Here is a 19,330-nt window from a genome sequence, read left to right on the forward strand (position 1 = left end):
CTCGGGGCATGTTGCGCCGCCCGTTTCACCGTGCCCTGGCCGCCGCTGCGCTGGCACTGACGCTGGGCAGCTGCGCCCGCACCAACGACACCTTCACGCCGCACATCAGCGTCACGAGTGAGGGCAGCGCCAGCCGGCAGAACAGCTTCCTGATCCAGGGGTACGTGCTCGACGACACCGGCGTCACGCAGATCGCCGTGGACGGCAAACCCATTCCCATCGAACCCGGCAGCGACAAGCTCGCGCGTTTCAGGTTCCAGACGCTGCTCAACACCCCCACCGGCCGGTACACCATCACGGCCCGCGACGCCGCCGGGAACGAGGGCACGCTGGTCCTGCCGGTCAGCGTGGACCCCGCGCGGCCCGTCATCCGGGTCACGCGCTTCGAACGCAGCGGGAACACCGTCCGGGTCGCCGGGACCGCCACCGACAACGTGCGGGTCGCGCAGATCGTCGTGGACGGCAACCGCCTGAACATCACGCCCGGCCCCAGCGTGGACTTCTACGCCGAGACGACCGGCATCTGGGCCGACATCGAGGTCACGGACGGCGCCGGCAACCGCGCCACCCTCCGCGCCCGCTGACAGCCCACCCCGGGTCCCCTCATCCGGGCGGATGACGTGCCCCCGCCCCGGCGCGCGGTAGCCTGTGCGGCATGCACGATCTGACCGCCCTGATCCTCTCCGCGTCGTACGTCGGAATTCTGGCCATCGTCTTCGCGGAAACCGGCCTGCTGGTCGGCTTCTTCCTGCCCGGAGACAGCCTGCTGCTGGCCGCCGGGGTCCTCGCCGCGAACGGGGACCTGAACCTGGGCGGCGTGATGGGCGCCGTGATCGTCGGCGCGTTCCTGGGCTGCGTGGTCGGGTACGCCATCGGGCAGCGCTTCGGGCGGGGCGTGTTCTCCCGGCAGGACTCCCGCTTCTTCAAGCCCGAGTACATCACCCGCGCGGAGCTGTTCTTCCAGAAGTACGGCTGGCTGGCCGTCGTCCTGGCACGGTTCGTGCCGGTCGTGCGGACCCTGGTCCCCACCATGGCCGGCGTGAGCCGCATGCCGCTCGGGCCGTTCAACCTGTACAACATCCTGGGCGCAGTGCTGTGGGGTGTCAGCGTGCCCGCCCTGGGGTACTACCTGGGCGGCCTGATTCCCGACCTGGACCGGTACATCCTGATGATCGTGGGCGGCGTGGTCGTGGCGAGCGTCATTCCCATCCTCGTCAAGGTCTTCCAGGCCCGCCGCGCCTGAAGCCCGGCCCCCCCCGGCCCCGCCCCCGCCCTGTCCGGGGGCGTTTCGCTGCCCCGCTGCCCGCCCCCTGCCCGCTTTCCGGCCCCAACCGCGCCCGCGCGCACGGTTCCCGGGCGTCCGCGCCGCTAGCCTGCGCGGATGCCCGCCCGCCCCCTGCCCGCCGCGCCCGCCCCGCCAGCCTCGTTCGCGCCGGTCAGCGCCCGGCTGCAAGCGGCGTACCTGCCCGGCGGCCCCACCCTCCCGCCGGGCCGCCCGGAGACGCTGCTCGCCGGACTGATCCGCACCATTCTCGGCCAGCAGAACACCCGCGCGGCCGCCGCCCGGCAGTACGCGGCGCTGCGGGAAAACTACCCCCGCTGGGAGGCCGCGCTGATCGACGGTCCGGACGGCATCGAGGCCACCCTGAAAGGCGCGGGCGGCGGCCTGCACCGCAGCAAGGCCCGCCACATCCACGCGCTGCTGGGCGCGCTCGACGCCACCGCAGGGTTGAGCCTTGAGGGCCTGCGCGACCTGCCGGACGCCGCGGCCCGCGCCCACCTGGAAGCGCTGCCCGGCGTGGGCCGCCACACCGCCAGCCTGACGCTGCTCTTCGACCTGCGCCGGCCCGCCATGCCGGTCGAGGGCAACCTGGACCGCCTCGCGCGGCGACTGGAATGGGTGCCCGGCGGCTGGACGGCCGCCCGCGTGGAACGCTGGTTCGACGCGGTCACGCCCCGCACCTGGGCCGCGCGCGCCGCCCTGCACGTCGCCGGGGTGCGGCACGGGCGGGAGGTCTGCACGGCCCGGCATCCCCGCTGCGACACCTGCGTCCTCTCGGACCTGTGCCCGTCGGCGGCGCTGCTCGGCCCCCGCTGACCGGGCGTCACGGCCCGCTATGCTCGGGACATGACCGCCCCTCACGATCTCTCTCACGAACTCTCGGTCGCCGCCGCCCTGGCCCGCGACGCCGGGGCGCTGCTGCTCGCGCACCTGCGCGCCGGATTCACCGTGGAACACAAGACGGGCGCCGACGATCCCGTCACCATCGCCGACCGCGAGGCCTCCACGCTGATCATGACGGCCCTGGCCGCCGCGTTCCCTGACGACGGCCTGCTCAGCGAGGAGGAAACCGACGACCGCGCCCGCCTGAACCACGACCGCGTGTGGATCGTGGACCCCATCGACGGCACCAAGGAGTACTCGACGGGCCTGCCCGACTACTGCGTCAGCATCGGCCTCGCCGTGGGCAGCGAGCCCGTTCTGGGCGTCGTGTACGCCCCGGAAACCGACGAGCTGTTCACGGGCGTGGTCGGACAGGGCGCGTTCCTGAACGGCCAGCCCACCCCGCCCCCCGGCAGCGGCCCGGACTGGCGGGTGGCCGTCTCGGACACTGAACACAGCCGCGAACTGCACGCCGTTCCCCTGAGCGGCATGAAACCCAGCGGCAGCATCGCCCTGAAACTCGCGCGGATCGCCGCCGGGCACGCCGACGTGACCTTCACCATGTCCCCCCGCAGCGAGTGGGACATCGCCGCCGGACACGCCCTGCTGCGCGCCGCCGGCGGCGACCTGACCCGCCGCGACGGCCGCGCCATCCACTACAACCAGCCGCGTCCGCACGTCGAGCAGGGCCTGATCGGCGGGCAACCCCGGGCGACCGCGTGGCTCAAGGACCAGCTCAGCGCCCTGCACCTGCCCACCGCGCACCTGGGCCTGCAGGCGCACGAGCCCGCCTGGACTGCCCTGGCACCCGCCGACCGCGCCGCACTCCAGGGACACCCGGGCGTGAACGTCCGCCACGCGGACGGCCAGCTGCTGGCCCTGCTGGTCGTGAACCCCGAGACCCGGCAGGTGCAGCGCGCCGAGGGCGACGCCTTCCACCTCGACCGCCTCACGCGGGACGTGACGCGCGCCCTGGGCACCGTCACCCTGGGCACCGTCCAGCCCTGACCGCATGACCGACCATCCCGCACACGTCACCCTCAAACCCCTGCTGGACTTCACGCCCGCCGAGTGGCGCACCCTGCACTCCTTCTTCCGCAGCCGCGAACTGGCCGACTGGAACGACGCCAAACCCATCCGCATGCCCGAATGGCTGTTCCGGCGCGTCATGCAGGACGAGGAACGCACCGGGGAACGCCACGGCTTCGGCGTCATGGACGAACAGGGCCGCCTGATCGGCAGCGCCGAACTGTACGACCTGCGCCCCCCACCCCCCCTGACCGCCACCGTCGCCACCCTCGGCGTGATGATCGGCCTGCCCGAACTGTGGGGACGCGGGTACGGCCGGCAGGCCGTGCAGGCACTGCTGCGCTGGGCCTTTCAGGAACGCGAGTTCCCGCTCAGCCGCATCCGCCTGACCACCTTCGGACACAACCGCCGCGCCCAGCGCGCCTTCCTGGGCGTCGGGTTCCGCGAGGTGGGCCGCAGCGAACGTCAGGGCCGCACGGACGTACACATGGAACTCACCCGGGGCGAATGGCAGGCCCGGCAGGACACCCCGCCCCACCCCACCCCGCCCGACCCGGGCGGGGAATAATGACGGGCATGCGCGTCCTGCTTCCCGACCTGCCCGAGTTCCGCGCCCTGAGCCACCACGACGAGGGGGGCGTGCCCGGCGTGACCTTCGACCACTACACCCGCACGCACGTCCCGGACGGCCCGGCCGACGGCATGGTCCTGTGGATGACCGGCCCGCAGATCCGCGCCCGCCTGCTCGCCACGCCCGGCCTGAAGTGGGTGCTGACCCTGACCGCCGGCATCGACCACGTACAGGGCGCCCTGCCGCCCGGCGTGGCACTGTTCAACGCCAGCCGCCTGCACGACCGCGCCGTGGCGGTCCACGCCCTGAGCGGCATGCTCGCCGCGGCGCGCGGCCTGCACCGCTTCCGGGACGCGCAGGGCCGCCGCCACTGGGACGCCCCGGCCCTGCCCGGCGATTCCGCCCTGACCACCCTGGACGGCGCGAACGTCGTCCTGTGGGGCTACGGACACATCGGCCGGAACCTCGAGGAACTTCTCGCCCCGCACGGCGCGCACGTGCGCGGCATCCGCAGCGCCACCCCCACGGACGAACGTGACGAACTGCTGCGTGCCGCCGACTGGGTGGTCCTGCTGCTGCCCAGCACCCCCGACACGCGCGGCGTCGTGAACGCCGACACCCTGGCCCTCCTGAAACCCGGCGCGTGGCTCGTGAACGTCGGACGCGGCAACCTGATCGTCACGGACGACCTCGTCACGGCCCTGCGCGACGGGTCGCTGGGCGGCGCGGTCCTGGACGTCACCGACCCGGAACCCCTCCCCGAGGGACACCCCCTGTGGACGCAGCCGAACGTGATCCTCACGCCCCACATCGCCAGCACCACCACCGACCTCGTCACGCGCGGCGCTCACCTCACCCGCGACTTCCTGATCGACCTGCAACAGGGCCACGAACCCGACGGACGCGTCACTGCCGGACGCACGTACTGACACGGACTCCGATTGAATGGGCTTCAAAGCCCGTTCAATCCGAGCGAAGCGAGTTGGAGCTGGGCGGGTTCCGGGCGTGGAGTTGGCAGATCAGTGGTGTTCCGATCTGTGAACGAAACAAACGGCAGTCCGTATGACACTGCTGCCCACGCCGGTCGCGGGAGGCACGCCCGTGCAGCGCGGCCCGGACCGACATGTGCGGCACCCGATCGACACGGCGCTGCGCCTGCTCTCGGGCGGCTGGTCGGTCGCACGGGGCGGCTCGGTGAGCGTCGTGGGCCCCTGCTGCTCGCGCACCTTCACCCCAGCCAGCGCAGGTGCCGCGTGACGTTCTGCACGTGGTCGCCCCAGTGGGCGTCGTGGGAGAAGCGCAGCCACGCCAGCGCGTCGGCCTCGTCCGTGTCGGCCAGCGCGAGGGCGGTGCCCAGGGCAAGGGCGAGGTCCGTCAGGTCGTCCAGCGCGTCGCCGATCTCGGCGGGAAGGTCGCAGTGGCCCAGGGCGCGCCCGGTGGCCGGGTCGTAGAAGCCGGGTTCCGGCCACGCCCTGGCAATGTGGGCGCGCAGGTCGCAGTACGCCTCGCGCGGTGGGGTGTCGGCGTCCGGCACGCCGAAGGGCAGCGCCTGCACCTCCCGCCGCAACCCATCCAGCAGGTCGGCCAGCGCGCCGGGCGTGAGGCCCTCCCGGTCCAGCAGGGCTGCCTGAACCCGGCGCACGTGCGCCAGCATCAGGACAGCAGCACCGCCGGGCGTTTCTTCGGCGGGGCTTTCGGTGCGGGCAGGGTGGGGACGTGGTCCTCGATCAGGCCGCCGCCCAGCAGGCGCGGTCCGGCGTACAGCACGGCGCTCTGGCCGGGGGCGACCGCGAACTGCGGGTCCTGGAAGGCCAGTTCGAAGCCGCTCTCGTCGGCGCGGATCACGCGGGCCTTGACGGGCGCGGTGCGGTAACGGACCTGCACTTCCAGTTCGTCGGGCAGGTCGGTCAGGTCGATCAGGTAGTTGGCACTCTGCGCCTTCAGGCCGGTCCACAGGCAGTCGTCGTAATCGCCGACCCAGACGGTGTTCGTGTCGGGCGCGAGGTGCACGACGTGCCGCACGCGGTGCGACTGGTACAGGCCCAGGCCCTTCTTCTGGCCCAGCGTGTAGAACTGCGTGCCCAGGTGTTCCCCGACGACCTCGCCGCTGCTGATCTCGCGGATGAAGCCCTGGCTCTGCGGGATGTGCTCGGCCACGAAGTCCTGCACCTTGCCGGGCACGAAGCAGATGTTCTGACTCTCGGGTTTCTGCGCCGTCAGCAGGCCGCGTTCCTCGGCGATCTGACGCACCTGCGGTTTCTCCAGCTCGCCCACCGGGAAGAGGATGTACGGCAGCGCGTCACGCGGCGTGCCCCACAGGAAGTACGTCTGGTCCTTGCGGGGATCGTCGCCCCGATGGAATTCCACCTCGCCCCGCGCGTTCTCCACGCGCTTCACGTAATGCCCGGTCGCGACGTAGCGGCAGCCGAGCATCTTCGCCTTCTTCACCAGTTCGTCGAACTTCACCTTGGTGTTGCAGTTCACGCAGGGGTTCGGTGTGCGCCCCTTGCTGTACTCGTCGATGAACGGTCCGACGATGTGCCGCTGGAACTGCTCGCGGTAGTCCAGCAGGTAGAACGGCACGCCCACCTGCTCGGCCACGCGCCGCGCCTCGTACGCCGCGTCGGGCGAGCAGCACGAGTCGAAGGTGTCCGTGCGCTTGTCGTCCGGCCAGAAGCGCATCATCGCGCCGACCACCTGATACCCCTGGTCCTTCAGCAGCGCCGCTGTGACGCTACTGTCCACGCCGCCGGACATGGCGCACAGCACCCGTTCCCCCGCAGCGGCGGCAGGGGCAGGGACGGTCGCGGAAGCAGGGGTCGGGGCACTCATACAGCCGCGCAGCTTAACAGACCCCCACCGGGGCGGCGGTGACGCGCGCGGCAATTGAGGGACGAGCAAGGCGACCGTCCGGCTACGCTGTGGGCATGCGACCTGCCCTCCCGCGCGTGCTGTTTCCACTCCTGCTGGCCTCGTCAGCACTGGCGGTGGACGTCATGTACGGCAACCCCCGCTTCGATTACTGGGTCAACGTCCCAGGGGACCTGGGAGCGCTGCGCCCGCCGGACAACGGGAACGGGCAGTCATGGGTCAGCGGGGACGGACTGGTGCGGGTGGCGGCCTGGGGCAGCTACGGGCCGGGGGTGTTCGACGCCCCCAGCGTCTCCGCGTGGGCCGCGTACACCGAGCGGCAGGAGGTCGCCTCGGGCAGTCGGGTCACGTACCGGCGGCTGCTGCCCGGCGCGTTCGTTCTGAGCGGGTATCAGCGGGACGGGCGGATCTTCTACCAGCGGGTGCTCGTGCGGGACGGGACCGAGGCGGCGGTGCGGGTCATGTACCCGGAGGCGCGGCGGGGCGTGTGGGACGCGCGAACCGCGCGGATCGCCGCGTCACTGCGCTGGGGGCTCTAGCGGTTCTGCTCGGGCTGCCAGCCGGGCGGGCGGGTCAGGTAGTGCAGGCGGTCGCGCCAGCTGCGGGCCTGGCGGACGTCGCGCCACAGGGCGGCGAACTCGTGGAAGGCGACCTGCACGGGCCGGTGCGTGTGGATGTTGTGCACGAGGCCGTAGCGGACGGGTTCCGTCTCGGGCTGGAAGGTGCGGTGCAGGCGGTCCCAGACGATCAGGATGCCCCCGTAGTTGCGGTCCAGGTACAGGTCGTTGCTGCCGTGGTGCGCGCGGTGGTGGCTGGGCGTGTTCAGCACGTACTCGATGGGGGCGGGCAGGCGGCCCACCCGTTCGGTGTGCACGAAGAACTGGTACAGGAGGTTCCACGACTGCGCGAGCAGCACCATCCACGGCGCGAAGCCCAGCAGGGGCAGGATCAGCCAGAACGGCAGGGCGGTCATGGGCACCCAGGTCTGCCGCAGCGCGGTGGAGAGGTTGTAGTGCTGACTGGAGTGATGCACGACGTGACTGGCCCAGAACAGCCGGACCTCATGGCTGACGCGGTGGTACCAGTAGTACGCGTAGTCGTCCGCGAGGAACAGCAGCACCCACGCCCACCACGCGTCCTGCGGCAGGCGCAGGGGCGTGAGGCTGTACAGCGCGGCGTAGATCGTCACGACCACGCCCTTCCAGAAGAGGTTGATGAGGACGTTCCCGACGCCCATGCTCAGGCTGGTGAGGGTGTCGCGCGTTCCGTACCCGGAGTGCTCGTGCGGCCCGTCGTGGTCGTGGCTGAGGTGACGGTACGCGGCCCACTCGATCAGCATGGACAGCAGAAAGACGGGAATCGCGGCGCGGATCAGGTCAACCACGGCGCGCCTCCCACAGGTGCAGGCTGTCCAGGCTGGTGCTGCGCGCCACCTGCCCCGCTGCGTCCGGTCCCAGGGGCAGCGCGGCGTGCAGCGCGCGGTAATGCTCGCGCGAGCGGTCCCGGCGATGGGCGTCGCTGAAGTAGATCGCCCCGGCGCGGGCGTACACCTCGGCGAACGCGCCCAGCAGCAGCGGGGCCAGCGCGTTCCCGCTGCCGTGCGCGGCGAGCGTCTGGAACGTCCAGTCGAACGCGGCGAAGGTGTGCGGCAGGCCCGGGTCGGCCGACTCGGCGGGCGGCGTCCCGAGGTGCGCCCGCAGCGCCTGCGGGTCGCGGGCGGCGGTCTGCGCGACCCAGTGGGGCAGCAGCGCGGCGCGCAGGTCCAGCAGGTCCGGCACCATGCGGCCCAGCTCGCCGTGCCGGGACAGGTGCGCCAGGACGCGCAGGCCGCCCTCGTGCGGGTGCAGGACGCGGGTGGGTTTCCCCTGCCGGATCTCCAGCAGGCCGTCGCGTGCCAGGCGTTGCAGCGCCTCGCGCAGGGTGGGCCGCGTGACGCCCAGGCTGGCCGCGAGTTCCCGTTCGGCGGGCAGGGTGCTGCCGGGCGGGTACGTGCCGTCCAGCAGGCGGGCGAGCAGGGTGTCCTCGGCGTGCAGCGCGGGCCGCAGCGGGGCGGGGGTGGGGCCGGTCATGGAAACCTCCTCGGCAGGGCTCAGTGGTCAGTGGTCTGACCAGTCTGGGCTGACCACCGCCCGCCCGTCAAGCCCGCCCCGCCCGCTACACTCCCCGGCATGAGTCTGAGCCCCGAGCAATTCCGGACCGCCGCGCAACAGTACGGCACCCCCCTGTACGTGTACGACGCCGCCGAACTCGACGCCGCCCTGGCCCGCGTCCGCGCCGCGTTCGGGGACGCCCGCGCGTACTACGCCATGAAAGCCAACCCCAACCTGACCCTCCTGCGCCACCTGCACGCCCGGGGCGTCGGCTTCGAATGCGTCAGCGCCGGGGAACTCGCCCGCGCCGCCCACATCGGTGCGGCGGGCGACCGCATCCTCGTGAACGGGCCCGCCAAGACGCCCGGCGAGTACGCCACCGGCGCCGAACTCGGCGCGACGTTCATCCTCGACCGCGAAGAGGAGGTGACGCTGCTGCCGCCCGCCTCCCGCGCCCTGGTGCGCGTGAACCCCGCCCTGAACGTCAGCACCCACGACCACCTCGCCACCGGCGCCGCCGGCAGCAAGTTCGGCGTCACCCTGGAGCAGGCCCCGCGCGTGCTGGACGCCCTGCGCGCCGCCGGGCACACCGCCCTGGGCCTGCACGTGCACATCGGCAGCGCCATCCGCGACGCGCACGACTTCACCGCCGCCTTCCACCGCCTCGGCGACCTGCGCGCCCACACCGGCCCGCTCGACGTCCTCGACGCCGGGGGCGGCTGGGGCCTGGGCGCCGACCTGCACGGCATCGCCCGCGAAGCCCGCGCCGCCGCCGCCACCTTCGGCGCGCACCTCTGGGTCGAACCCGGCCGGTACCTCGTCGCGCAGGCCGGCACCCTCCTGACCCGCGTGGTCGGCACCAAACGCACCGGCCGGAACTTCGTCCTCGTGGACGCGGGCATGACCGAACTCCTGCGCCCCATGCTGTACGGCGCCACCCACCCCGTCACGCCCCTCTGGGACCGCGGCGGGACCGACACCTGGGACCTCGCCGGCCCCGCCTGCGAGAGCGGCGACCTCCTCGCGCGCGACCTCACCCTGCCCGACCCGCAGCCCGGCGACCTCCTCGCCATCCACGAAGCCGGCGCGTACGGCGCCGCCATGAGCAGCAACTACCTCACCCGCCCCCGCCCCGCCGAGGTCCTGCACGACGCAGGCACCTGGACCGTCATCCGCCAGCGCGAAACCCCGCAGGACATCTGGCGCATGGAAGAGAATGTGTAAAAATCCGCGTTCTCATGGGCGTTTTTCATTCTGTGGAGGGCGCCGGCGCGCTAGCTTGACCGGGTGATCGCCAAGGACCTCGAACCGCAAACCCACACTGACCCCCTGCGCCGCGCCGGGTACGAGGCCGAACGCCAGATGGCCCACTACCTCAAACGCGCCTTCGCGGAGGAACTGGACATCATTGTCCTGAACAACCTGCGCGTTGAACGGAACGGTGAAATCGCTCAGGTCGATCACCTGCTCCTGCACCGGCACGGGATGATCGTCGTCGAGAGCAAATCCGTCACGGCAGAGATCAGCGTGAACGAACGAGGAGAGTGGGCGCGGCACTGGAAGGGGCAGACTCGGGGCGTGCGTTCCCCCGTTCTTCAGGCCCGGTTGCAGGGAGACTTGCTGCACACCCTGCTGAAAGACCACGCCGAGCAGTTACTGGGCAAATTCATGCTGGGCAAGGTCCAGAAAGGATTCGGGAGCATGCATGTCGACGTGATCGTCGCCATCTCGGACAGTGGTGTCATCAGGGGCGGCGCGCATGTCCCCTCCGAGGTGCTCAAGGCCGATCAGGTGCCAGACCGCGTCCGTGAATTGACCCGTTACTACCGCAAGGCGAACAGTGTGTTCTCCCTGAACTTCAAGGATTCCGGGTACGAGGCAACGACCGCTGAACTGGCGGGCATTGCGGCCTTCCTGCGTGGTCGCCATGTTCCGGCCCCGGGCGACGCTGCGCCTGCCTTACCTGAAGCGGCCCAGGTCACAGGGCCGCGATCCAGTGCAGGGCCCTCGCGCCCGGAACGCCCCAGCGCCGCCCCGGTCCGCACGTCGCAGGAGCGGCAGGCGCAGGCGCGGCCCCGGCCGGACGTGGCGTGCCGTGCGTGTGCGTCCGTGAACGTGACGGTGCAGTTCGGGAAGTACGGGTACTACCTGAAGTGCGGCGACTGCGGTGGGAACACGCCCGCCAAGCCGGTGTGCGGGGCGTGCGGGCAGCCGGGGAAGGTCAGCAAGCGCGGCCTGGAGTTCACCGCGACCTGCGCGGGCGGGCACACCTGGGCGTACTGGACGAACCCGGCCTGAACGCGGGAAGGAGGCGGGGGCTGGCCGCGCCCCGCCTCCCACTAATACGGACTCCGATTGAACGGCTGTATAAGCCATTCAACCGGAGTCCGTATTAGAAGCTGTCGCTGCCGCCCACGCGCACGGCCTGGTAGTAGGCGTACGCGGCGCTGTAGCAGGCGGGTTGTTTGTACCAGCTCTTGGCATTGCAGATGGCTTTCATGTTGGTGTAGAAGGCCTCGTCGGTGGTTTTGCGGTTGGCGTCGGTGCGTTCGTAGACTTTCAGGTTGCGGTACCCGAAGTCGTGGACGTTGCAGGCGGGCCGGAAGTCCTCGCGGTAGCCGAGGCCCAGGCCGTCGGGGGCGCTGCAGCCGTCGCGGGTCCAGTCCAGGCCCGGGTAGGGGAGACTGGTGCCGTTGTACGCGGCGTACTGGGTGTTGTAGTTGCCCACGGTGCCCCAGCCGGTGCGTTTCACGTAGGCGAGGCGGTCGCTGGTCAGGTCCAGACCGCCGATGGTGGGCGCGGCGGGCAGGGTCAGGATCCGGGGCGTCTCGCCGTACGCCTCGCGCAGCGCGGCGATCAGGCCGGGGTCGCCGGCGTAGCGGGCCAGGATGGCCTGACTGCCTGCGTCCTGCAGTTCGGGGCGGGCGGCGTAGTCGCCCGTCAGGTCACTGGCGGTGGGGGCGGCCGTCTGGGAGCAGGCGGCCAGGACGACGGGCAGCGCAAGGGTGAGGGCGGCGGCGGTTCGGCGCATGGGGTTCCTCCGGGAGTGGGGGCGTCGGGTTGTGGGGCGCCTCTCACTGTACCTGCTGATGTCAGGGCAGTGCCAGCCCACGGGCCGCTATCATGAGCGGCAATGACGGTTCCTCCTGTGTCTTCCCCCGCTGTGCCTGATACGACCCGCGCCCGCATTCAGCAGGAGGCGGCGCGGCTGTTCGTGCAGAGCGGGTACCACGGGGTCAGCATGCGCGAGGTGGCCGAGGCGGTCGGCGTGACCAAGCCGGCCCTGTACCACCATTACGCCGACAAGGAGGCGCTGTTCCTGGCGATGCTGGAGGGCACGCTGGCGGGACTGGCGCGGCTGGTGGCGGCCGCGAACGCGCAGGTGGGCATTCGCCTGCAACTGGATACGCTGGTGTACGAGCTGCTGGCCAGCGCGCCCGAGCAGCGGGTCGGGTTGCAGCTGGCGGGCGAGCTGCGGCACGTGAGTCCCGAGCGGCGCGGCGCGTTCGAGCGCGAGTACCGCCGGGTGTGGATCGGGGGTCTGTCGGAGCTGTTCGAGTCGGCCGCGGCCCGCGGTGAGCTGCGCGGCGACGTGCCCCCGGCGATGCTCGCGCGGGCGTTCTTGGCGCTCACGTACCCGCTGGTGACGGGCGCGCCGTCCAGTGATCCGCAGGGAACCGGACGGGCGCTGCTGGCTGTCTTCCTGGACGGCGCGACGCCCCGGCCCGGTTCCGACCCGATGAGGTAACCCCCTGTTGCATGAAGATTCCTGAGCGTCCTGCCACGCAGCGGCGCGGGCGTCCATTCAGGATGAACGTCGGTCGCACGGCACGGGCGCGGTGGCAGGAGGGTGGGGCGGTGTCGTGGGCGCGCGTGTCGGCGCCCGTTTTCTGCATTCAGGGAGTGATACGGACTCCGATTGAATGGGCTGCAAAGTCCATTCAATCAGAGTCCGTATGACCCGCCCTCCTCCGCTCCGCCCCTGCCTACCTGGTGGGGGCGTTTTCCGTGGCGCCGCTGGTCGGCGGGGCGGCCGTCCGGCCGGGCCAGTTGGCGAGGGCCGCGCCGCCCAGGATCACGCCGGCGGCCGCCCACACGGTCAGGGGCAGGCGTTCGTGCAGCAGCGCGGTACTGAGGATCAGGGCGATCACGGGCGCCAGGGTGTTCCACACGCTGGTGCGGGCCGCGCCGAGCACCTGCGCGCCGCGCGCCCACGCGAGGTACGCCACGACGTTCGCGCCCAGGCCGCTGAGCGCCACGCCCGCCCAGGCCAGCGGCGGCGTGCCGCTGAGCTGAACGTGCGGCGCGGCGTACAGCAGGTACGGCAGGCTGCCCAGCGTGAGGCTGAACGCCACGAACGGCAGCGCCCCCACCTGCGCGGACAGCGTGCGGTTGAACAGCGTGTACAGCGCCCAGGCGGTCGCGGCGGCCAGCAGCCACCCCATGCCGACGAGCGTGACGGGCGCACCGGGTTGCCGCGTGAGCAGCAGCAGGGTCAGCAGGCCCGTGAAGGCCAGCCCCACCCCGGCCGCCTGCCGGCGTGTGACCGCCTGGCCCAGCAGCAGGCCCAGCGGCAGGACCAGCACCGGCACCATGCCGTTCACGACCCCGGCCACGCCCGCCGGGGACAGGCGGATGCCGGTCAGGAACAATGTCTGGAACACACTGTTGCCCAGCAGGCCAACGCCGGCCACGGTCAGCCAGGTGCGCCGCGACCAGCGGGGCCACCCGCCGCTGCGCACGGCCAGCGTCACGAGGACCGTGCCGGCCAGCGCGAACCGTCCGGCGTTGATGCTCTCGGGATTCAGGTGTGACAGCAGCGCCTTGAGCAGAACGACGTTCCCGCCCCACAGGATCACCGTGACGATCACGCCGGCCAGCGCCAGGGTCGCGGCGCGTGAATCGGTGGAGGCAGGAGCAGGCACGCCCGCGAAGATACGCCATGCCCCCCGGTGGGTGGCCGAGTGACCGGGACGCCGTGCGTGCGTGGCGCGCATCCGGTAGGATGACCCGGCCTGAAGGAGATCAGAAACTGTGCCCGTCACCCGCCTGGAAATCTGCACCGAACACCTCACCATCGATCAGCGCGAGGACCTGCTGGACGCCGTCTGGACGGCGCTGCGCATCAGTCCCGGCATGGTCACTGCCGACGGGAACGTGGAACTGGTCCTCTCGCAGTGCGGTCCGGCCACCGCGCCGGATGACGCGCCGCTGGTCCGCGTGAACGACATCGAGTACCGCAACGTCACGCCCGAACGCCTCGTGACCCTCATGAAACGCTGGTCCCGCTGACCTGAACTGCCCGTTCAGGGTGCGCGCCCGGTCCGGCCGGTCAGGGCTTCGAGCGCGGCCTGCAGGGTCGTGTCGCGGCCCTCGCCGGTCAGGGCCTGCAGGTCCGTGGGGGCCAGCAGGTCCGGCTGCACCCGCTCGGGCAGGGGCGTGCCGTCCGGCCAGTAGGCGCGCAGCATGGTCACGGACAGCACCCCGCCGTCCGGGAGCGGCTGGAAGGTCACGCCGCTGTTGCCCACGCCGCGGGTCGCCTCGCCCACCGCGAGCGCCCCGGCCCGCTGCGCGTAGTACGTGAAGACCTCCGAGCAGGACGCGGTGTTCGGGCCGACCAGCACCGCGGCTGGCCCGGACCACACCGCCGCTTCCTGGGGGTGCGGGTCGAGCGGCCGGGCGGGGCGGCCGCCCGCCCCGGCGTACACGGCGCCGCCCGTCCGGGAACGGGCGCGGTACTCGACGGGTGCGAACACGCTGGCCGCCGCGACGCACTGCGTGAGGCTGCCACCCCCGTTGAAGCGCAGGTCCACCACGAGTGCGCGCGCGCCGGCCTGCGCGGCCTGCTGCACGCGTGCCAGGAACTGCTCGGCCGTGTCGGCCGGCAGGAACGACGCGACCGTGACCACGGCCGTCCGGCTGTCCGGGCCGGCCCAGGTCAGCGTCGGTTCGTCCCGCGCGGTCAGCGGTTCGCTGCTCAGCGTCAGCGGGTGTGGGGGCTGACCGGCGCGGCGCACCTCGACCTCGAACGGTTGACCGGCGCGTTCCAGGCGGGTGAACTCGGTCGGGCCGACCGGGGCGTTGTCCCCGTCGCGTCTGCCGGCCGGCTGGCCGTTCACGCTGGGCAGCAGGTCCAGGGGGCGCAGCCCGGCGCGCGCCGCCGGGCTGCCCGGCATGACCGACGCGACCAGCAGGCCCCCCTCGACCCGCACCACCCGCGCGCCCGTCCGCAGAACCGCGCGGTTCTCCTGCACCTCGCGCAGGCGCAGCGCACCCTCCGGATCGCGGACGTTCGTGTGTGCGTCCCCGACCTCCCGGAACAGGCTGGTCAGGACCTCGCGGGCAGTGTCGAAGGAGCAGGTGTCCGCTGCCGGCGCGCAGCGTTCCTCCAGGGTCCGCCCGTACTGTTCACTCAGGGTGCGCAGGTCGGCTGTGGACCACCCGTAGTAGTCCCGCAGGACCGAACTGGTCGCCGCGCGGTACAGGTCCGTGGCGGGGCTGGCCGACGCGCACGGAACGGTCAGCAGGGTCAGCAGCGCCGCGCGGCGCAGGCCGGAAAGAGACAGGAGGGGCACCCGTCCAGTAAAGCACCGGCCGCCCCGCGCAACGCGGCGCCGGGCACCTTGCGCCGCCGCGCCGCATTGAGCGTTCAGGTGTACCCCCACCCGGGGACCGCGGGGCATCCCCCGCCGGGCAGCCTCCCGCGGACCGGTGGGTTACAGGCGGGCGCTGGCCTTCATGTCGGTCAGGGTCAGGGTGTCACCGAACAGGCTGCGGCCCTCGGTGAAACGCAGCCCGAAGTACCCGTGCCCGCCCCGGGCGGCCGCGTCGAGCGCCGCGCCGCTCAGGGTGAACGCCACGCCCTGCCCGCGGTTCAGGGTCAGCGTGCCGATACTCTGTGCCTTCTCGCCGTCCGCGTCGCAGACGAACATGTGCGGGGCGACCACGGACGCCGCGTACTCCCGGCAGGTGGCCGGCAGGTTGCCCAGGTCCGGGCGGACGAACAGCTCGAGTTTCGAGAGCGTCCCGCCGGCGCCCGACAGGTACGTGGCGTTCCCGCGCACCGTCACCTGCTGCAGCACGGACGGCACGCGGTTGTCCTTCAGGGCGTCCTGGTCGAGGTACACGACCTTGCCGCCCAGGGCGCTGCTGTCCGGCAGTTCCTGACGGCTGTCCTGAATGTCCACGCTGGGCGTGGGAATCAGGCCGCACCCGGCCAGGAGGAAGGCGGCGGTCAGGGTCAGGGCAACGGAACGCATCATCTGACCGAGCGTAGCAGCCGCCGGGGCGGGCAGTTGCCCCGGCGGCCTCCTGCCGGGAGCGCGGGCCCTCTGGTACGCTGCGTCGGTGAAGAAGTTCCCGACCGTCACCCTTCAACCCCAGGCGGTGCGCCGCATCGCGGGCCGCTACCCCTTCGGGCACAGCGGCGACATCGCCCGCGCCGACGATGGCATCCAGCCGGGCGAGGTCGTGAATGTCCGCGCCGAGGGCAGCACCCGCCTGATCGCGCGCGGGTACTTCAACCCGCAGGGTGCCACGCCGCTGAGGTTGCTCACCTGGCAGGACGAGGACATCGACCTGAAGTTCTACCGCGCCCGTATCCGGGCCGCCCTGGCCCGCCGTGAGGGCCGCATTCACAACACCGACGCCATGCGTGTCCTGCACGCGGAAGCCGACGGGATGCCCGGCGTGATCGCCGACCAGTTCGGGTCGGTGCTGAGCGTGCAGCTGCGCAACGCCGGCGTGGAACGCCACCGTGACCTGATCGTGAAGGCCCTGAAGGACGAGACGCGCGCCGAGAGCGCCTACGAGCGCAGCGACACCGGCGAACGCCGCAGGGAGGGCCTGGACCTCGTGACCGGCACCCTCTGGGGCGACGTGCCGGAACGCGTGGAGTTCTCCGAGGACAACCTGAGGCTGCACTTCGCGCCCATGGACGCGCAGAAGACCGGGTTCTTCCTCGACCAGCGCGACAACCGCCGTCTGATGGCGTCGCTCGTCCGGCCCGGGGCGGGTTTCCTGGACGTGTACTCGTACACCGGCGGGTTCAGCCTGCACGCCGCGAAGGCCGGCGCGAAAGCCACCGCCATCGACAAGGACAACGTCGCCCTGGCCGCCCTGGAACAGGCTGCGCGGGGCAACGGCCTCCAGGTCGGCGTGCGCTGGGGCGACGCCCTGGAAGCCCTCGCCGCGCTGGAGAAGGACAGGCGGACCTTCTCGGCCATCGTGCTCGACCCGCCCACCCTCGCCAAGCGGCGCGACGACGTGCCGCGCGCCAAACGCATCTTCACCGAGGGTGCCGCCCGCGCCTTGCGGATGCTGGAAAGCGGCGGGCACCTGATGATCAGCACCTGCGCGCATTACATCCGCGTGGACGACCTGCTCGACGCTGCCCGCGTCGCCGCCGCCGAGGCGAACACCGACGCCGAGGTGCAGGGCGTCACCTACCAGCCGGCCGATCACCCGCACCTGCTGAGCGTGCCCGAGAGCCTGTACCTCAAGAGCGTCCTGCTGCGTAAAGCCTGATACGGACTCCGATTGAAGGGGCTGCAAAGACCATTCAATCCGAGCGGATGCGACTCGTAGAGCTGCTCCGCAGAGGAGGAGAGAAACGGATTCCGGACGTGGAGTTGGCAGATCGGTGGTGTTCCGATCTGTCAACGAAATAAACGGAATCCGTATGATACGGACTCGGATTGAAGGGGCTACAAGGACCCTTCAATCCGAGCGGACTCGCAGAGCTGCGAAGCAGAGCGAGTGGGAGCACAGGCGGGCTGCCGGGCGTGGTGCTGGCAGCGTTCGGTGATGTTCCGGGTTGTCGGCGAAACAGACGGCAGTCCGTATGAAGGAACGGGCAGGGCAGAAGGTGGCCGCGCGTACCCTGGCACGCGCGGTCGGCGGGCAGCATCGGGTATGGCTGCCCGCCGATTCCTGCTCCTGGCCGCCGCGCTGACCGGCGTGGCCCTCGCCCACTACGCCGCGCCGCTGCCCCTGAGTGCCGTCGCGCCCGCGAAGGCCCAGTTCGGGTTGCCGTTCGCGGGGCCGCCCGGCCCGGACACCTGGATGCTGGGGCAGGGCTACGGGAACACGACCGGCGCGTACCGGCAGCGGCGCAGCACGTACGGGAACCTGCAGGGCATCCACGCGGGCCTGGATTTCAGCGCGCCGTGCGGCACGCCGGTGCGGGCCATCGGGGACGGCGTGGTGGCCGAGGTGGACGGCCCGCACGGCAGCCCGCCGCACAACGTGGTCGTGGATCACGCGGGGAACCTGTCCAGTCTGTACGGGCACCTGCGGGTGCGGTCCAGCGTGCGGGTGGGGCAGCGGGTCACGCGCGGGCAGGTGATCGGTGAGAGCGGGGACTCGCAGGGCACCTGCGTGAGTGCCCCGCACCTGCACCTGGAGTTGCGGGACCGCTCGCACCAGCGCTTCCTGAACCCGCTGCCGTTCATCGCGGCGGACTGGAATTCGCTGGCGCTGGCCGGGAGTTTCGGGCGTGGGTACGAGTACGACCTGGAACGTCCCCGGCGCTGGCAGACGCCGGACTCGCAGCCCGACGCGCGGCGGGGCGGCCCGCTGCTGAACGAGTACCGCCGGCCCTGGCCCCCCGCGGCCGGAGGGGCGAGGTGAGGCGCGCCGCCCTGGCCCTCGCGGCCCTGCTGTCCGGTGCGGTGGAGGCCGCCACGCTGCTGTCCCGCGCGGTCCTGAGTGGCGAGTGCTGCCCCGGCGTGGTCTGGACGCCCGACTCGCGCGCCCTGCTGTTCCTGGATGGCCCCCCGGCACGCGGCTCGACCGGCATCTATCAGGTGGCCGCGACCGGCGGGGAGGTCACGCGGCGGTTTTCCGGCGTGGCGTTCTTCTCCCCGGCCCTGCGGTGGGCGGTGCGGCCCGGCGCGGGCGAGGCGACCACCCTGGAACGCCTGTCCGACGGGCGGCGGTTCACGCTGCCCACCTACGGCGCGGACGTCACCTGGACGCGCGGCGAGACGCGGCTGGCCTACGCGCGGAGCGACACGACCGGCAACTTCGACCGCCGCGTCACGCGGGTGTTCGTGGCCGACGTGTTCGGTGCGCCCCGGCTGGTGGCGACCCTGCCCGGCGGCAGCCTCCACGGCTGGCTGGACGACACGACCCTGCTCCTGAGCGGCAAGCCCAGCGCCGGGGCGCGGGACCGGGAGCTGTTCACCCTGGACACCCGCACGGGCGCGCGGCGGGTACTGCGCCGGGCGCTGGGCTTCCGCTCCGTGACGGTCAGCCCCGGCGGGCGGCAGGTCGCGTACACGGTCGCCTTCGACAGCGCCGCCCGCAACGGGTTGTGGGTGCAGGGCACCGCCGGCGGCAGCCCGCGCGAACTGAGCGTGTTCGGCTCGTACCGCTGGCGGGACGCCACGCGCCTGCTGCTGCTCCCGCTGGGTACGGGGGGCGGCCCGCATGAACTGCGGCAGTACGACGTGACCGCGAACGCCTGGAAGACCCTGGGCGACCTGGGCGATCAGGTGCGCCTGTCGGACTGGTCGGTCAGCCCCGACGGGCGCCTGCTGAACTACCTGGGGGCGCGCGACGGCAACGTGCGCGTCCTGACGCTGCCCTGAGGTTGACGGTGCT

At 71.9% G+C, this 19,330-nt stretch carries 23 protein-coding genes; 15 read left to right on the forward strand and 8 right to left on the reverse strand.

What is annotated here, in order from left to right:
- Window positions 1–8: 8 nt before the first annotated feature.
- The 7 genes from ABDZ66_RS13915 (at window position 9) to ABDZ66_RS13945 (ending at window position 5,021) form a co-directional block, all read left to right on the forward strand.
- Complete coding sequence (locus ABDZ66_RS13915) at window positions 9–584, forward strand: hypothetical protein (RefSeq protein ID WP_343760041.1); 576 nt, start codon at window positions 9–11, stop codon at window positions 582–584.
- A gap of 71 nt (window positions 585–655) precedes the next feature.
- Window positions 656–1,243 (forward strand): DedA family protein, encoded by a 588-nt coding sequence (locus ABDZ66_RS13920; RefSeq protein ID WP_343760043.1) that lies wholly within the window; start codon window positions 656–658, stop codon window positions 1,241–1,243.
- A gap of 138 nt (window positions 1,244–1,381) precedes the next feature.
- The gene (locus ABDZ66_RS13925; protein ID WP_343760045.1) at window positions 1,382–2,098 is read left to right on the forward strand and encodes an endonuclease III domain-containing protein; all 717 of its coding nucleotides are present in this window, start codon (window positions 1,382–1,384) and stop codon (window positions 2,096–2,098) included.
- Between the two features lie 30 nt (window positions 2,099–2,128).
- On the forward strand, window positions 2,129–3,172 hold the full coding sequence (locus ABDZ66_RS13930) for a 3'(2'),5'-bisphosphate nucleotidase CysQ (protein ID WP_343760047.1): 1,044 nt from the start codon (window positions 2,129–2,131) through the stop codon (window positions 3,170–3,172).
- Window positions 3,173–3,176: 4 nt separating this feature from the next.
- Window positions 3,177–3,761 carry a GNAT family N-acetyltransferase gene (locus ABDZ66_RS13935; RefSeq protein WP_343760049.1) on the forward strand — a complete coding sequence of 195 codons (585 nt, stop codon included), beginning with the start codon at window positions 3,177–3,179 and terminating at the stop codon, window positions 3,759–3,761.
- A gap of 8 nt (window positions 3,762–3,769) precedes the next feature.
- Window positions 3,770–4,693: an NAD(P)-dependent oxidoreductase gene (locus ABDZ66_RS13940; RefSeq protein ID WP_343760053.1), complete on the forward strand. Its 924-nt coding sequence runs from the start codon at window positions 3,770–3,772 to the stop codon at window positions 4,691–4,693.
- A gap of 133 nt (window positions 4,694–4,826) precedes the next feature.
- On the forward strand, window positions 4,827–5,021 hold the full coding sequence (locus tag ABDZ66_RS13945) for a hypothetical protein (RefSeq protein ID WP_343760055.1): 195 nt from the start codon (window positions 4,827–4,829) through the stop codon (window positions 5,019–5,021).
- Here ABDZ66_RS13945 and ABDZ66_RS13950 read toward each other — a convergent pair.
- Complete coding sequence (locus tag ABDZ66_RS13950; RefSeq protein WP_343760057.1) at window positions 4,993–5,406, reverse strand: DUF5063 domain-containing protein; 414 nt, start codon at window positions 5,404–5,406, stop codon at window positions 4,993–4,995. The genes ABDZ66_RS13945 and ABDZ66_RS13950 overlap by 29 nt on opposite strands.
- 11 nt (window positions 5,407–5,417) lie before the next feature.
- Entirely contained in the window at window positions 5,418–6,596 is a 1,179-nt protein-coding gene (mnmA, locus tag ABDZ66_RS13955; protein WP_343760059.1) for a tRNA 2-thiouridine(34) synthase MnmA, read from the reverse strand.
- Between the two features lie 95 nt (window positions 6,597–6,691).
- On the opposite strand from mnmA, the gene ABDZ66_RS13960 reads away from it, so the two are divergent.
- Window positions 6,692–7,174, forward strand: a complete 483-nt coding sequence (locus ABDZ66_RS13960) for a hypothetical protein (RefSeq protein ID WP_343760061.1) — start codon at window positions 6,692–6,694, stop codon at window positions 7,172–7,174.
- Here the strand turns inward: ABDZ66_RS13960 and ABDZ66_RS13965 are convergent.
- Both ABDZ66_RS13965 and ABDZ66_RS13970 read right to left on the reverse strand, forming a co-directional pair.
- Complete coding sequence (locus ABDZ66_RS13965; protein ID WP_343760062.1) at window positions 7,171–8,019, reverse strand: sterol desaturase family protein; 849 nt, start codon at window positions 8,017–8,019, stop codon at window positions 7,171–7,173. The genes ABDZ66_RS13960 and ABDZ66_RS13965 overlap by 4 nt on opposite strands.
- Window positions 8,012–8,704, reverse strand: coding sequence for a GntR family transcriptional regulator (locus tag ABDZ66_RS13970; RefSeq protein WP_343760064.1), 693 nt, complete (start codon window positions 8,702–8,704; stop codon window positions 8,012–8,014). The genes ABDZ66_RS13965 and ABDZ66_RS13970 overlap by 8 nt, the downstream gene beginning before the upstream one ends.
- Window positions 8,705–8,803: 99 nt before the next feature.
- Here ABDZ66_RS13970 and lysA point away from each other — a divergent pair, with 99 nt between their 5' ends.
- Together lysA and ABDZ66_RS13980 are read left to right on the forward strand one after the other, a co-directional pair.
- On the forward strand, window positions 8,804–9,949 hold the full coding sequence (gene lysA, locus ABDZ66_RS13975; RefSeq protein ID WP_343760066.1) for a diaminopimelate decarboxylase: 1,146 nt from the start codon (window positions 8,804–8,806) through the stop codon (window positions 9,947–9,949).
- 63 nt (window positions 9,950–10,012) lie between these two features.
- Window positions 10,013–11,023, forward strand: a complete 1,011-nt coding sequence (locus ABDZ66_RS13980) for a nuclease-related domain-containing protein (protein ID WP_343760068.1) — start codon at window positions 10,013–10,015, stop codon at window positions 11,021–11,023.
- Between the two features lie 94 nt (window positions 11,024–11,117).
- Here ABDZ66_RS13980 and ABDZ66_RS13985 read toward each other — a convergent pair whose 3' ends face one another.
- On the reverse strand, window positions 11,118–11,756 hold the full coding sequence (locus ABDZ66_RS13985; protein ID WP_343760070.1) for a phospholipase A2: 639 nt from the start codon (window positions 11,754–11,756) through the stop codon (window positions 11,118–11,120).
- A 102-nt stretch (window positions 11,757–11,858) separates the two neighbouring features.
- On the opposite strand from ABDZ66_RS13985, the gene ABDZ66_RS13990 reads away from it, so the two are divergent.
- Window positions 11,859–12,473 (forward strand): TetR/AcrR family transcriptional regulator, encoded by a 615-nt coding sequence (locus tag ABDZ66_RS13990; RefSeq protein WP_343760072.1) that lies wholly within the window; start codon window positions 11,859–11,861, stop codon window positions 12,471–12,473.
- A 238-nt stretch (window positions 12,474–12,711) separates the two neighbouring features.
- On the opposite strand, the gene ABDZ66_RS13995 is transcribed toward ABDZ66_RS13990, so the two are convergent.
- Entirely contained in the window at window positions 12,712–13,650 is a 939-nt protein-coding gene (locus ABDZ66_RS13995; protein WP_343760074.1) for a DMT family transporter, read from the reverse strand.
- A 109-nt stretch (window positions 13,651–13,759) separates the two neighbouring features.
- Between ABDZ66_RS13995 and ABDZ66_RS14000 the strand changes: the two genes are divergently transcribed.
- Complete coding sequence (locus tag ABDZ66_RS14000) at window positions 13,760–14,017, forward strand: NAD(P)H-dependent oxidoreductase subunit E (protein ID WP_343760076.1); 258 nt, start codon at window positions 13,760–13,762, stop codon at window positions 14,015–14,017.
- A gap of 14 nt (window positions 14,018–14,031) precedes the next feature.
- Here the strand turns inward: ABDZ66_RS14000 and ABDZ66_RS14005 are convergent, their stop codons facing one another.
- Together ABDZ66_RS14005 and ABDZ66_RS14010 are read right to left on the reverse strand one after the other, a co-directional pair.
- Entirely contained in the window at window positions 14,032–15,300 is a 1,269-nt protein-coding gene (locus ABDZ66_RS14005; protein WP_343760078.1) for a S41 family peptidase, read from the reverse strand.
- Between the two features lie 141 nt (window positions 15,301–15,441).
- Window positions 15,442–15,987, reverse strand: a complete 546-nt coding sequence (locus ABDZ66_RS14010; protein ID WP_343760082.1) for a hypothetical protein — start codon at window positions 15,985–15,987, stop codon at window positions 15,442–15,444.
- An 85-nt stretch (window positions 15,988–16,072) separates the two neighbouring features.
- Here ABDZ66_RS14010 and ABDZ66_RS14015 point away from each other — a divergent pair, with 85 nt between their 5' ends.
- From ABDZ66_RS14015 to ABDZ66_RS14025, 3 genes are all read left to right on the forward strand, one after another.
- Window positions 16,073–17,251: a class I SAM-dependent rRNA methyltransferase gene (locus ABDZ66_RS14015; protein ID WP_343760084.1), complete on the forward strand. Its 1,179-nt coding sequence runs from the start codon at window positions 16,073–16,075 to the stop codon at window positions 17,249–17,251.
- 387 nt (window positions 17,252–17,638) lie between these two features.
- On the forward strand, window positions 17,639–18,355 hold the full coding sequence (locus tag ABDZ66_RS14020; protein WP_343760086.1) for a M23 family metallopeptidase: 717 nt from the start codon (window positions 17,639–17,641) through the stop codon (window positions 18,353–18,355).
- Complete coding sequence (locus tag ABDZ66_RS14025) at window positions 18,352–19,317, forward strand: hypothetical protein (RefSeq protein WP_343760088.1); 966 nt, start codon at window positions 18,352–18,354, stop codon at window positions 19,315–19,317. The genes ABDZ66_RS14020 and ABDZ66_RS14025 overlap by 4 nt, the downstream gene beginning before the upstream one ends.
- The last annotated feature ends 13 nt before the right edge of the window (window positions 19,318–19,330 follow it).

The organism is Deinococcus depolymerans, from assembly GCF_039522025.1.
Taxonomy (GTDB): Bacteria; Deinococcota; Deinococci; order Deinococcales; family Deinococcaceae; genus Deinococcus; species Deinococcus depolymerans.